Raw genomic sequence first — 12,928 nt, forward strand, 5'->3', positions numbered from 1 at the left:
GGTCGAGGCGAACAGCGGCTTCCAGCTGTCCGGCGCCATGAACATGTCGATGCCGGCGTTGAAGGCCAGGGCGCAGCTTTCGTTCGAACAGCCCGGCAGCTGGCCCTGAGCGTTCCAGTCCGACACCACGAAGCCGTCGAAGCCCAGCGGGCCGCGCAGCACGTCGGTCAGAATGGTCTCGTTGCCCGAGTGTTTGACGCCGTTCCAGCTGGAGAAGCTGGCCATGATCGACAGCACCCCGGCGTCGATGGCCTGGGGATAGCCGGACAGATGGGTGCGGATCATCTCCTGTTCGGACCCGGCGAAGTCGCCCTGGTCTTTGCCGCCCGTGGTGCCGCCGTCGGCCAGGAAGTGTTTGGCCGAGCCGGCGATGTGGCCGGCCGCCAGCGGATGATCCGCAGACAGCGCGCCTTGCAGGCCAAGCGTCATGGGACCGGCGTAGCTCTGGGCCACCTCGGGGTTCTCGGCATAGCCTTCATACGTCCGGCCCCAACGGTCGTCCTGCGGTACGGCCAGGGTCGGGCCAAAGGTCCAGTCGGCGCCGGTCACAGCGACTTCCAGCGCGGTCGCCTCGCCGATGCGGCGGATCAGATCGGGATCGCGCGCGGCGCCCAGGCCGATGTTGTGCGGAAAGATGGTGGCGCCGACGATATTGTTGTGACCGTGCACCGCGTCGATGCCGTAGATCAGCGGCACCTTGGCGCCCGGACGCTGGGCCGCCGCCGCACGGAAGGCCTGAGCCAGTTCGACCCATTTCTGGGCCGAGGCGCGCTCGTCCCCGCCCGGCGAAGAGTTGCCGCCCGCCAGGATCGAGCCGAGCGGATAGGTCAGCAGGTCTTCAGGCTTGATCGAGCCGATATCGGCCTGGATTGTCTGCCCGACCTTCTCCTCCAGCGTCATCCGGCTCATCAGCTCGGTGACGAAGGCTTCCGTCGCCGCATCCGTCATCGCCGCCGGCGAGGCCGCGCGGGGCCAAAGCGCCGGATGGGCGCGCGTCGCGTCGGTCACGATGGAGGCTTGGGGGGTCACGGCCTGAACGGGACCTGCCCGAGCCATGCCGGGGTCGATCGCGCAGGCGCTCGACATGAGGGTGATCACCAGGGCGGTGGCGGCCTTGCGCATGGAAAGAGACCTGATCGCTGGGCCCATCGCGCCGCCCAAGCCAACCCCGGAGACGCGCCTTCAGGCCGATATGGACGTCCGAAGCACCTTTGGACGACGGCCACTGTGCCAAAGGCCTGACAGCGCTGTCAACATCTGTCAGATCGCTGACTTCAAAGCGCGATGCGAGCCGTGGACTGACGCGCAATCAGATCGTGCGGAACGATGACGCGTGCATGGGCGTCGCCGGTCAAAAGGCGGCGTAGCGGCGGGATCAGCCGCTGGGCTGCTGCGGCCGCCATTTCCGCCACCGGCTGACGAATGGTGCTCAAATCCGGCGTACTGAAACCCGCGCCAGGCGAATCGTCGAAACCGGCCACCGACAGGTCGCCGGGCACCGACAGCCCCAGCCGCGCCGCACATTGTAGGACGCCTAGGGCCGTATCGTCGTTACTGGCGAAGATGGCCGTGATGTCGGGCGCGGTCTGGTGCAGTTTCTCCATCGCCAGCGCGCCGGAGTTGAAGGTGAAGTCGCCCTCCATCACCCAGGCCGGCGCCACGTCCAGGCCCGCTTCGGCCATGGCGTCCCTGTAACCGGCCAGACGACGCCGGCTGGCGCCATAGGCGACCGGTCCGGTGACAAAGGCGATCCGCGTGTGCCCGAGGTCGATGAGATGGCGGGTCATCTCCAACGCGGCGCGCCGTTCGTCCATCTCGATGCAGAAACCCCGATCGAACGCCGCTTCCGCACCGATGCGGGCATAGGGCGTACCGGCCGCGTCGAGGGCGTCCATCACCACCGTATTGTCCGAGTTCGGCGGGGTCAGAATGACGCCCTCGGGCCGGATGGAGTTCAACAGCGCCATCAGATCGCGTTCGAGATTAGGCGAGTTATGATCCACCAACTCGATCATCAGATGATAATCGACCTGGCGCGCCTCCATCAGGGCGCCGAACTCCAGACGCCCCAGATAGTCGCTGCCGCGCCCGCTCTTCCAGTGTTCGATGGTCAGATCCGCGTCCACCAGGACCGCGATCAACGACGACGACGCCCCCGCCAGACTGCGCGCCGACAGACTGCGCCGATAGCCCAGAGACGCAGCCGCCTCCTCCACCTTGGTTCTCAGCGTGGGGCTGACGTTCGGCTCGTTGTTGAGCACACGCGACACAGACTTGATAGACACGCCCGCCTTCGCGGCCACGTCATAGATCGTCACCGTCGCCAAATTCCGTCCCCCTGAACGTCGCTCTGACCGCTTCTAACATCCCCGTTCGAAAAGGCGATGCCGACACAGCTTATGGTCAGGCTTGTCCATCGCTGTCATGCCAAAAAATGGTCTGCTAGACAGTCGGCATGATGACCCAAAACGATGCCGGTCCCATCCGAAAAATCGTCATACTGGGCGGCGGGACGGCCGGCTGGATGACGGCCGCCGCCCTGTCTCATCGTCTGGCGGGCAGCCCCGTGTCGATCGAACTGGTCGAGTCCGCCGAGATCGGCATCGTCGGCGTAGGCGAGGCCACCCTGCCCCACATCCGCGCCTTCAACACGGCCATGGGCATCGACGAGCAGACGTTGATCGACCAGACGCAGGCGACCTTCAAACTGGGCATCCAGTTCGTGGATTGGGGACGGCCCGGCGACAGCTATATTCATCCCTTCGGCGCCTATGGCGAGCCAATCGAGGGGATCGATTTCCACCATGTCTGGGCCGCGCGCCGCGCCATGGGCGACGCCGCCGACATCAGCGACTACAGCTATCCGGTCAGGGCGGCCGAGGCGAACCGCTTCCAGCGGCCGGTTTCCGACCCCGGCTCGATGCTATCCACGTTCAGCTACGCCTTTCAGTTCGACGCCAGCCTCTATGCCGCCTTCCTGCGCCAGGTGTCGTGCGGGCGCGGCGTGGTCCGCACCGAAGGGAAGGTCGTCGATCATGTCCTGAATGGCGCGACGGGCGATGTCGACGCTATCGTCCTGTCGGACGGGCGCCGCATCGCGGGCGACCTCTTCATCGACTGTTCGGGCTTTCGCGGTCGGCTGATCAATCAGGCGCTGGAGACGACGTTCGAGGACTGGAGCCACTGGCTCCCCTGCGACAGCGCCTTCGCCGTGCCATGCCAGACGGCGGCGCCGGTCGGCCCCTATACCCGCGCGACGGCCCGGGCGGCAGGCTGGCAATGGCGCATTCCGCTGCAACATCGCACCGGAAACGGCCACGTCTTTTCATCGGCCCATATCTCGGACGAGGACGCCGTGGCGACCCTGATGTCCAATCTGGAAGGTCCGGCGCTGGCCGAGCCGCGTCGGCTGAGCTTCAGGACCGGGCGACGACACAAGCTGTGGAACCGAAATGTCGTCGCCATCGGCCTGTCCGGCGGCTTTTTGGAGCCGCTGGAATCCACCAGCATCTATCTGATCCAGCTGGGGATCACGACCTTGCTGGACCTGTTCCCCGACAGGGTCGGGATGGAGGCGGACGCCGAGGAATACAATCGAATCATGGCGCTGGAGTTCGACCGGATTCGTGACTTCCTCGTCCTGCACTATGTCGCCAACCAACGTGACGAGCCGTTCTGGCGAGAGATGCGGACCATGGCTTGGCCCGACAGCCTTTCGGCCAAGGTCGAGGCCTTCAAGTCGCGCGGCCTGCTGCCCGACTACGACATCGGCGTCTTCCTGCCACCCAGCTGGCTCGCCGTACTGGTGGGGCAGAACATCGTCCCGAACGGCTGGGATCCGCGCGTCGATCGGCTGGAACCACACGTCCTGTCCGACAAGCTGGCAGCCCTGCGCGACGACGTCCGATCAACCGTCGATCGAACGCCCGATCACATGACCTTCATCAGCGATGCGGCTGCGCGCGCAGGTAGCCTCCGATGAGCGGAACCGAAAAAATTTGGGTCATTCAGGGCGCCGGCTTAGCGGCTTGGGCGGCGGCCGCGCTGCTGGCCCGCCACCTGCCGTCTGGTAATTCGGTCCTGATCGAAGACGCTGTTTCCCCCGCACTCGGCGAAGAGTCTGAGGTCGTGGTCGCCGAACCCGACGGCGTGCTCGTGCAGTTGTCGGACGGCGCGGACCTGTTGGCGCACGGCCACGGCGGCTTCTTCCTGGGCTCGCTGCTGCGAAACTGGTGCGACGGGCGAGACATCGCCGTCGTCGAGCAGGAGCCGCTGCCTGGGATCGATGGGGTCGCGCTGACGGACGTGGTGTTGCGCGCCGCCCGTCAGTCGCCCGCCGCCCCCGACTACGCCGCGCTTATGGCGCCGTTGCAGTTCCAGGCGCGCGTGATGGCGGCCGGTCGTTACGCCCATCCCAGCCCAGATCGGCAGTCGCCGCGCTCCCTTCTTCGTCCCAGACTGATGCTGGACGCGCGCGTTCTGACGGCGCGACTGCGGGACATCGCCCTGCGCGCTGGCGTGCGGGAGACGCCTGATGATGTCCGTGAAGTCGAGGCCTTCATGACCCTGGAAACGCGAGCGAACGGAGTTTTCAGCGGCGACGGCGACTGGACCGGGCGGCTGGGCTACGACCGCTGTCTGACCATGCGCTACGTGGGCGGCGATCACCCGCCGCGTCTGGATATGGCCAATCTGGTCGAAGGGCTGGTCAGTAGCAGCCCCCTGCCCGGAGGCGGTTTCGCCAGCTTGGCCTACGCCGCAGATCGCACCACCGTTGACGTTGCGAAGGCGGCGCTGGCGGCCTGGCTGGGCGACGTTGATGTCGCCACCCAGTCCGACGTCGTCCTCGCTCCCGGCCTGAACACGCATCCCTGGAGCGGCCGTCGTCTTGCTCTTGGTCCGGCGGCGGCGCGCTTTGGCGACGCTTTGAGCCTGGATAGCGCCGCGCTGGAGCGACAGCTGACACAACTGGTCGCATCGCTGCCGGGCACGTCCGAGCAGATTTCAGCCTGCGCCGAGGCCTACAATGAGGCGGTGGTTCGCGACATCGCGCACCGCGCGGACCAACTCCATCTTATCCTTCTGAACGGATCGCAAGGCGAGAGACTGGCCCCGGCTGGCGATGACCTGGCGCGTCGCATCGCTCAGTTCACGTCTCGCAACGCCGGCGTCGGCCTGGATGGCGATCCTTATGATGCTCAACACTGGATAATGCTGATGGCCAGTCTGGGCCTGATGCCGCGCCGTTACGACATCCAGGCCGACCGTCTGGACATCAAGGCCGCCATGGCGTCGCTGGGTCGAATGGTCATCGCTTTCGACCAGACTTTGGCCGCCCTGCCCGCTCATTCTCAGTTCATCGACCGGCTGCGCGAAGGCGGCTGATCCAGAACGAAAAAAAGGGGCGTCGATCAAATCGACGCCCCAAGTCTTCGCTCAGAGAAGAAGTCTTAGAAGGTGTAGCGCAGGCTGAACGTCACGCGGCGGTCGCTGCGGAAGTAGGATCGCGGCGCCAGCGGACCGGCCTGGTTTGCGCCGTTCAGGTTGTAGGACGTCTGCTGCTGCGTGACGGTGACCTCGTCCAGCAGGTTCGCGCCATACAGGCCGATCTTCCAGTTGTCGTTCAGCGTGTAGAAGATCGAACCGTCAAGCTGCCCCGTCGAGTCGTTAAAGATCGGCGAGAACGGGTTCACATCGTCGCGCGGCGTCAGCAGGAAGCCATTGCGCCAGTTGTAGGCCAGACGCGCCGACAGACGATCCTTCTCGTAGAAGACCGAGAAGTTGTAGGTGTGCTTCGACAGCTGCTGCAGCGGCAGTTCCAGACCCACATAGCGCGGCTCGGTCACGGCGTTGGGGAAGGTCGAAGGCTCGACGTAGGTGTAATTCGCCTCGATCCCCAGCCCGCTCCACAGACCTGGCAGGAAGCTGTAGGTCTGCTGATAACCGACTTCGAAGCCCTTGATCCAGCCTGAGCCGATATTGACCTGCTGGTTGACCTGGACGTCGGTGGAGACGCCCTGCGCGTTGCTGAACTGCTGGACGGTCGAGCCGCTGGCCAGGATGTCCGACAGGTCCTTGTAGAAGGCGTTGAAGGTCAGCGAGCTGCCCGGCTTGAAATACCATTCCACGCCAAGGTCATAGTTCCACGAGCGCACGCCCGTCAGCTGCGATCCGCCGGTGAAGGTGGTCAGCAGCGGGGCGGTGTTGACGTCGCCGCCGTTGTTCCGGACCTGGTTCATGTCGGTGTAGAACAGGGTGGCGGCGAAGGCCGTCACGCCGAAGTCCGGGCGCGTCATGGCGCGCGACACCGCGCCGCGGAACACCCACTCCTTGTACTTCAGGTTGACGTTCAAGCTGGGCAGCCAGTCGTCATAGCTGTTGCCGCGCTCGATCTCTTGGAAGCTGCCGTCGCTGAATGCGACCAGCTGGTTCAGACGGTCGTTCGACAGCAGGCAATAGCCTGGCGCCGACTGACCCGGTTGAACCGTCGAACAGCGGAAGCGGGCGATGGCCGCCGCGTTGGCCTGGGTGACCGGAATGTTCTGACCCGGGAAGCGCGGATCGTTGCCGTTCGCATCACCGAAGTTCTGCGCGATGTTGGGGCTGGAGATGAAGCCGCGTGTCTGGAAGTCGGTCTTGGCGTAGCGAACACCCAGGTTGCCGGTGATGGCGGTGTCCGCGCCGAAGATGTCATCCCAACCGAAGTCGAACCGGACATAGGCCGAGGTGGTCTGTTCCGCCGAGTTGTTGATGTCACCAGGCAGGAAGGGCGTGCCGGCGATGGCGCCCGGACGCTGATCCAGCGGACGCCAGGTCGAGCCCGAGCTGCTGGCTGCAGCCAGGGCCGCTTGCAGCGTGCCGTCCCGATAGGCCGCGATCAGATCGGCCGTCGGATAGAAGCCGTTCATCGGCGTCGGATTATGGCCGCGCTGGAAGTTGGGGAAGTCATAAGCTTCGACGGCCAGCGGACCTGTGGTCTGGAACGGCGTGACGCCGCCGGCCCAGCTTTCGGAAATGGCACCCCAGTTATAGGCGGTGTAGCGACGCGTCTGCTCGCGGTCCGAATAGCGCGCACCCATGCGAATGGCGCGCAGTGGCGAGTTGTCGAAGTCGTATTTGACGTCCGCCTTGAACGCGGTCTGATCACCGTCCGACTGCTCGATGTGATCCATCGCCGAACGATAGTAGAAGTTCGACGGATCGTTTGTGCTGGCCGACGGCTGGCCCGAGGCGTCCACAAACTGAATGTCCGGCACGCCGTGACGCCCTTCGCCGATCAGGGTGTAGAGCGGCGTGATGGCGCCATAGACGCTCATGTCCAGATCGTCGGCGCTGGCCTTGCTGTACTGCGCATCCAACCAGATCGACAGGCGATCGGTCGGATGGAATTCGGCGGCCAGAGAGAAATCTTCGGTCAGGGTTTGCAGATCGCGCTGGCGCTTGGGCAGAACCTGCAGGTTCGGCGCATTGCTGACCAGCAGACCGCTCGTGAAGACGCCGTTGGAATCATAGGTGAACGACTGGCCCGGCAAGGGGGTCGGGTTGCCGCCGCTGCCCAGATCCACTTCGACCACGCGCTCGCCCCAGGCCGAGGTCGAGTCGGCGCGAATGTATTCGCCGGTCAGCTTGGCGCGGCCGTCAGTCGATTCCCATTGCAGCGAGCCATCCAAGGTCGAACGCGAACGGTCGAACTGCTGGGTCCGCACCGCGCCGCCGCGCGGGACGTATCGGCGATCCTCGCCGTTCGACAGATCGGACCGATAGGTGAAATCTGTCAGGTGGCTGCCGTAAGCTTCGGAATACAGGTCGGATTCGCCATAGCTCAGCAGGGCGCCGAACGAGCCGTACTGGGTGTCCCAGACGTTGCTGATCAGGGACGAGAAGCCCAGGCCCGGCTTTTCACGCAAATCGCCATAAGAGCCTTCCGCCGTCGCGCCGAAGACGAACTTGCGGCTGTCGAACGGCTTGCGGGTGCGCAGATCCACCACGCCGGCAATGCCGCCTTCGATCCGGTCGGCCGTGGCGTTCTTGAACACCTGAACACTGGACAGCAGTTCCGGCGACACGTCGTTGAAGCCCAGGGCGCGACCCGTGTTCACGCTGAAGGCGTCGCGGCCGTTGAACTCCGAGCGGACGTAAGAAAGGCCGCGAATGATGACGTTGGAGCCTTCGACCGAGAAGTGGTCGGGGTCGGTCGGGCCCTGGAAGCGGTTGATATTCACGCCGGGGATGCGCTGCAGCACCTCGTTGACCGACTTGTCCGGCAGGGCGCCGATGTCGTCGGCGGTCACGGCATCGACGAAGGTGTCGGAGTCGCGCTTGATCGCCTGCGATGAGGCGATCCGCGCGCGGATGCCGGTGACGACGACGTCGTCGACCTGCGCCGCATCGTCCGTGGCCGGGGCAGTCGTCTGCGGCGCCGGCGTCGATTGGGCGTGGGCGGCGCTCGCGCCAACGACGGCGACGGTCAACGCCAGGGCGGACACGGAACGGCGCAACCCGCGAGCGGCGGGCGCATAGCCGGCTTGGAACATTTCTGACTTCACTTCTGATCCCCCCGAGGACGGTTCAGCCCGTCGCAATCGTTTCGGCAGCCTTGATCGACCGTCCGCGAGCGTGTTGGACTACCGATTGACAGCGATGTCAACTTCTCGCGACAAACTTGTCGCCTTTTCGATCGGCGACTTCAGAAGCGGTGCGCCCGCATCAATGCAACGGACGCCAGTCTGCTGACACGGCTTTCAGGCGGCAGCCGCAGCCTCAAAACGCCTTGCGATTCATCGTCGTCGCCAGAACATCTTCGTGCGTCGGCAGGGCGTCGGCCGTGCGCCAGATGCTATCTCGGATCGCCGACAGCCGGCCCAGATTGGCGTCATGACTGATCACGTCGGAAATCGGGTGACGCCCGTGCGGCGTCAGTCCCTGCCCCGCCGCGACCGCCAGCCAGCTCGATTCGGAAAAGATGTCATGGTCGCGCCTGACGATCCGACCCGTCTCCTCGAACAGGGCGATCTTGGCCGCCAGCCGGTCCGGGATCGGCATGTCGCGCACCTGCTGCCAGAAGGCCCCTTCCCGCTGCGTGACCTTATAGTGCAGGATCAGGAAGTCGCGGACGGTGACGAATTCCTCCTCCATCAGCGCGTTGAACTCGCGGCGAAGGCCCTCGCTGTCTTTGTGCGACGGAAACAGGGTGATCAGCTTGGTGATGGCGCTCTGGATCAGGTGAATGCTGGTCGATTCAAGCGGCTCGAGAAATCCGCTCGACAATCCGACCGCCACGCAATTGCGCTTCCAACAGTCCTTGCGCCTGCCCGTGGCGAACCGCAGGCGACGCGGCTCGGCCAGAGCCGTGCCCTCGAGCCGCGACATCAGCGCGTCCTCGGCGGCCTGATGCGAGAGATGCGCCGAGGAATAGACGTAGCCATTGCCCACCCGGTGTTGCAGCGGGATGCGCCATTGCCATCCGGCCTCGCGCGCCGTCGACCGCGTGTAGGGCGATAAGGACTCTTTGCGCTCGCACGGTACCGCGACAGCGCTGTCACACGGGAGCCAGGAACTCCAGTCCTCATAGCCTGACTTCAATGCCTGCTCGATCAGAAGTCCGACGAAACCGGTGCAATCGATGAAGAAGTCGCCTTCGACGATCCGCCCGTCGTCCAGCCTGACGCCTGCGATATCGCCATCCGCCGCCTGCTGGACCTCGACCACCCGCCCCTCATGGCGAACGACACCCAGCCCTTCCGCAAGCCGGCGCAGGAAGCCCGCATAGAGCGCCGCATCGAAATGGTAGGCGTAGCCCAGGCTGGACAACGGCGACTGCGGCCCGCCCTGCGGATGGACGAAACGGCCACGGCGCGCAGCCTGCCAGGCCATGGAATAGGTTTCCAGCGGCTCCGACTCGCCTTCGGCGGAGGCTTTCAGCCAGAAATGATGAAAGGCGATGCCTTCCATATCCAGCCCGAAGGCGCCGAACGGATGGAAATAACGCTCACCCTCGCGTCGCCAGCCGTCGAACTCGATCCCCAGCTTGAACGTGGCCTTGGTCTCGCGCAGGAAGTCGGCCTCGTCGATCCCCAGGCGCGCATTGAACTTCAGGATTTCCGGGATCGTCGCCTCGCCCACCCCGATGACGCCGATGGCCTCAGATTCGACCAGGGTCACGGTCTTGCCCGCGCCCTCGAACGCCTGCGCCAGCGCCGCCGCCGCCATCCACCCCGCCGTCCCGCCCCCGACGATGACGATGCGATCTATGATCAAGGATGAGTCAGCCAAGTTGCACCTCAGTCACGATTATCGGACTCGATTGCGGATTCACCAATGGTATTAGCTTGTTCCGTGGCCGTGGTGGCGCGGAATCGATCATCATGCTCGTTAGGTTTACGTGTTCAGCTTTTTTCTAGAACGGCGCTAGGCGCAACGCCCTACCCTTCATCACTCACCGAGGTCGGCAATGCGCCATAAGCGGGCATTGGCCTCGCGGCCAGAATAAGACCTTCGGCTAGTCCAGTGTTTTGAGTGGGGCGCCGTGATCTGCAAAGCGCGTGTAGGCGATTGTCGCACCGTCGCTGTCAGTATCCTCAACCAGTATTCCGGAGAAAAGGTGCGGAAGCGAGAACGGCCTGGCTCCGATTGTTGACCTCAAGCTTTTTGAAAATGGCGGAGACATGCTGCTTCACAGTGCCTTCAGTCAGATTCATGTCCCCTGCGATTTCCTTGTTGAGCTTGCCCTCGGCGAGGGCGCGAAGCACGCGTAACTGAGCTGCCGAGAGACGCGCGACGCGGCGATGGAAATCAACGGCGACTGGATCGGGCGGCGTTGCGTGGGGAAATCGTTCCTCGCCGCGCATGATGTCGCCAACGGCATTGACCAGGGTCTCGACTGGGGCGGCCTTGGACAAATAGGCCTTGACGCCGAAAGCGCGAGCCATGGCGACCGAGTGGGCGTCGATGCGCGCCGACACCATAGCGAAATCGGCGTCCGGCAGGAGCTGTTGTAGCCGAAGCAAGGCGTCAAACCCGGTCGCGTCGGGCAGGATCAGATCCAGCATTACCAGTTTGATCCGGCTGCCCAACTGTCTGGCGCAGGCCTCGGCCTCCGCAGCGGACAAGACGCGGGCGACATCCAGGTGCGCATAGGCCGATCGGATGGACAGCTCCAACGCTTGGCCCACCAGGGGGTGATCATCGACGATAAGAACAGTCCAGCGCATCGCTCCAGCGCCTCCAAAGCTAAGCCTTAAGTTGTCTCGCCTCATGTAAGGATTGCCTAGGACACCTTAATGAGGCGTTTCCCATACAACTCAGGCCAGTATGCAAAGCTTGCTAAGGAAAATAGCATCAGCGCTATAACTTTGGTTATGTTTGAGCCGTTTTGCACGTCCGGCTTGTGGACTCCGCTGCAGATCGGGCTGATTTGGCGCTCCAACAACGACGCCTGTCCGGCGCCGCCTCGCAGTTGGAGCTGATGATGAACAAGTCGCTGATCGCCGCCGCCGCCCTCGTCCTGACCGCCATCGCCTCGCCCGCGCTGGCCCAATCCGCATCGACCACAGGGTCGGGATCGATCACCGTGATCCGCCCCCTGACCATCACTAAGACCGCCGACCTGAAGTTCGGCACTGTCGTTCGTCCCGGCACGGGTTCGGGCACGGTCGTGGTCAGCTCCGCCGGCGCCCGGTCGGTCACGGGCGGCGTTGTCGGCCTGAACTCGGGCGATACGCCCGCCGCCGCGGCCTTCTCGGTCGCCGGTGAAGGCGGACAGTCGGTGTCGGTAACCATCCCCGCGACCTTCTCGATGGCCAATGGCACGGACACCCTGACGGTGACGACCTCGAACAGCCTGACGGGTTCGGCCGCCAGCCAGACCCTGTCCAATGCTCTGGGATCGGCCGGTTCGCTCGCCTTCAGCGTCGGCGGCTCTGTCCCCGTCGCCTCCACCACGGCAACGGGCGCCTACACCGGCACCTTCACCGTCTCGGCGGCGTACAACTAGGGCCATGTATCCGCTCCAGGTCGACCACGAAACGCCGTCGACGCTTAACGAAGCGGAAGGCTTGAAGGACCATGGTCCTTTCGTGCCGCAGTTGCGCGGGATCGGAGTGAAGATGGTTCGATACCTTTTGCCGGTCATCGCCTTCCTGGCCATCGCCGATCCGGTCATCGCCCAGGTTGGGGCCGACCTGAACATCTCGCCCAAGCGCGTGGTGTTCGGGCCCGGCGAGCGCAGCGCCACAGTCTATGTGTTCAATCAGGGCGACCAACCTGCGACCTATTCCGTCGAAATGGTCGACCGGGTGATGACGGCGGACGGCCAGATCGTCGCCGCCGCAGATCGGCCCGATGCGACGGTCGATTCCGCGCTTGATCTCGTCCAGTACACGCCCCGCCGCATCACGCTTCAACCGCGTGAAAGCCAGGCCATCCGGGTACGCGCCCGTCCCGGTGCCGAAGGCGAACACCGCAGCCATCTGACCGTCACCGCCCTGCCGCCCGAGAACGCCGGCTTCACCGTCGATCAGGCGGCGGCCGGCGGCGGCGACGTGACCCTGCAGGTCGTGGCTTTGTTCAGCGTCAGCATACCGGTCATCGTCCGCGACGGCCCGGTCGATGCGCGCGCGGCTATCGATCGCGTGGCGGTCAAGAAGGACGGCGATCAGACCCTGCTCTCGCTCGATCTGGTCCGTAACGGCGCTAGTTCCGTCTATGGCGACGTGGAGGTCTTCGTGGAGGACGCCGCGGGCCGCCGTCCTCTGACCGCCGTTCGCGGCGTGGCCGTCTATCCCGAGGTCGCGCGTCGCACTGTCGTCGTCGCCCTGCCCGATGGCATCACGGCCGGCCAGAGCCTGGCCATTGTCTATCGCGACGACGATGCGGCAAAGGGCGAGGTGCTGGCGACGACGACGCTGATCGCCCCGTGATGGCGGCGCGC

At 64.7% G+C, this 12,928-nt stretch carries 9 protein-coding genes; 4 read left to right on the forward strand and 5 right to left on the reverse strand.

Annotated features, from left to right (window positions below; translation table 11 throughout):
• Nucleotides 1-1,122 (reverse strand): glycoside hydrolase family 3 protein (locus BLR19_RS13535; RefSeq protein ID WP_369818863.1); only part of this gene is annotated, 1,122 nt, incomplete at its 3' end.
• 152 nt (nucleotides 1,123-1,274) lie between these two features.
• Nucleotides 1,275-2,318 (reverse strand): LacI family DNA-binding transcriptional regulator, encoded by a 1,044-nt coding sequence (locus BLR19_RS13540; protein ID WP_255366692.1) that lies wholly within the window; start codon nucleotides 2,316-2,318, stop codon nucleotides 1,275-1,277.
• Between the two features lie 137 nt (nucleotides 2,319-2,455).
• Here BLR19_RS13540 and BLR19_RS13545 point away from each other — a divergent pair, with 137 nt between their 5' ends.
• Together BLR19_RS13545 and BLR19_RS13550 are read left to right on the forward strand one after the other, a co-directional pair.
• Entirely contained in the window at nucleotides 2,456-3,982 is a 1,527-nt protein-coding gene (locus BLR19_RS13545) for a tryptophan halogenase family protein (protein ID WP_091752118.1), read from the forward strand.
• Complete coding sequence (locus BLR19_RS13550; RefSeq protein ID WP_091752121.1) at nucleotides 3,979-5,385, forward strand: tryptophan 7-halogenase; 1,407 nt, start codon at nucleotides 3,979-3,981, stop codon at nucleotides 5,383-5,385. Before BLR19_RS13545 ends, BLR19_RS13550 begins: the two co-directional genes overlap by 4 nt.
• A 65-nt stretch (nucleotides 5,386-5,450) precedes the next feature.
• Here BLR19_RS13550 and BLR19_RS13555 read toward each other — a convergent pair whose 3' ends face one another.
• From BLR19_RS13555 to BLR19_RS13565, 3 genes are all read right to left on the reverse strand, one after another.
• The gene (locus BLR19_RS13555; protein ID WP_091752125.1) at nucleotides 5,451-8,534 is read right to left on the reverse strand and encodes a TonB-dependent receptor; all 3,084 of its coding nucleotides are present in this window, start codon (nucleotides 8,532-8,534) and stop codon (nucleotides 5,451-5,453) included.
• A 226-nt stretch (nucleotides 8,535-8,760) separates the two neighbouring features.
• Nucleotides 8,761-10,272: a tryptophan halogenase family protein gene (locus BLR19_RS13560; RefSeq protein ID WP_255366674.1), complete on the reverse strand. Its 1,512-nt coding sequence runs from the start codon at nucleotides 10,270-10,272 to the stop codon at nucleotides 8,761-8,763.
• Nucleotides 10,273-10,577: 305 nt separating this feature from the next.
• Nucleotides 10,578-11,210 carry a response regulator transcription factor gene (locus BLR19_RS13565; RefSeq protein ID WP_055753702.1) on the reverse strand — a complete coding sequence of 211 codons (633 nt, stop codon included), beginning with the start codon at nucleotides 11,208-11,210 and terminating at the stop codon, nucleotides 10,578-10,580.
• A 203-nt stretch (nucleotides 11,211-11,413) separates the two neighbouring features.
• Between BLR19_RS13565 and BLR19_RS13570 the strand changes: the two genes are divergently transcribed.
• The gene (locus tag BLR19_RS13570; protein WP_255366675.1) at nucleotides 11,414-11,992 is read left to right on the forward strand and encodes a DUF4402 domain-containing protein; all 579 of its coding nucleotides are present in this window, start codon (nucleotides 11,414-11,416) and stop codon (nucleotides 11,990-11,992) included.
• A gap of 112 nt (nucleotides 11,993-12,104) precedes the next feature.
• A complete protein-coding gene (locus BLR19_RS13575; RefSeq protein ID WP_082465054.1) occupies nucleotides 12,105-12,917 on the forward strand; it encodes a fimbrial biogenesis chaperone in 813 nt (270 codons plus the stop codon).
• Nucleotides 12,918-12,928 lie beyond the last annotated feature (11 nt).

Origin of the sequence: Brevundimonas sp. 374, from assembly GCF_900102995.1 — a bacterium.
In the GTDB taxonomy this organism is placed as follows: domain Bacteria; phylum Pseudomonadota; class Alphaproteobacteria; order Caulobacterales; family Caulobacteraceae; genus Brevundimonas; species Brevundimonas vesicularis_C.

Excerpts from the sequence above, each read along its gene's own strand:
- BLR19_RS13545 (WP_091752118.1), top strand. The coding sequence starts at position 2,456 with ATGATGACCCAAAACGATGCCGGTCCCATCCGAAAAATCGTCATACTG.
- BLR19_RS13550 (WP_091752121.1), top strand. The coding sequence starts at position 3,979 with ATGAGCGGAACCGAAAAAATTTGGGTCATTCAGGGCGCCGGCTTAGCG.
- BLR19_RS13555 (WP_091752125.1), bottom strand. The coding sequence starts at position 8,534 with ATGTTCCAAGCCGGCTATGCGCCCGCCGCTCGCGGGTTGCGCCGTTCC.
- BLR19_RS13565 (WP_055753702.1), bottom strand. The coding sequence starts at position 11,210 with ATGCGCTGGACTGTTCTTATCGTCGATGATCACCCCCTGGTGGGCCAA.
- BLR19_RS13575 (WP_082465054.1), top strand. The coding sequence starts at position 12,105 with ATGGTTCGATACCTTTTGCCGGTCATCGCCTTCCTGGCCATCGCCGAT.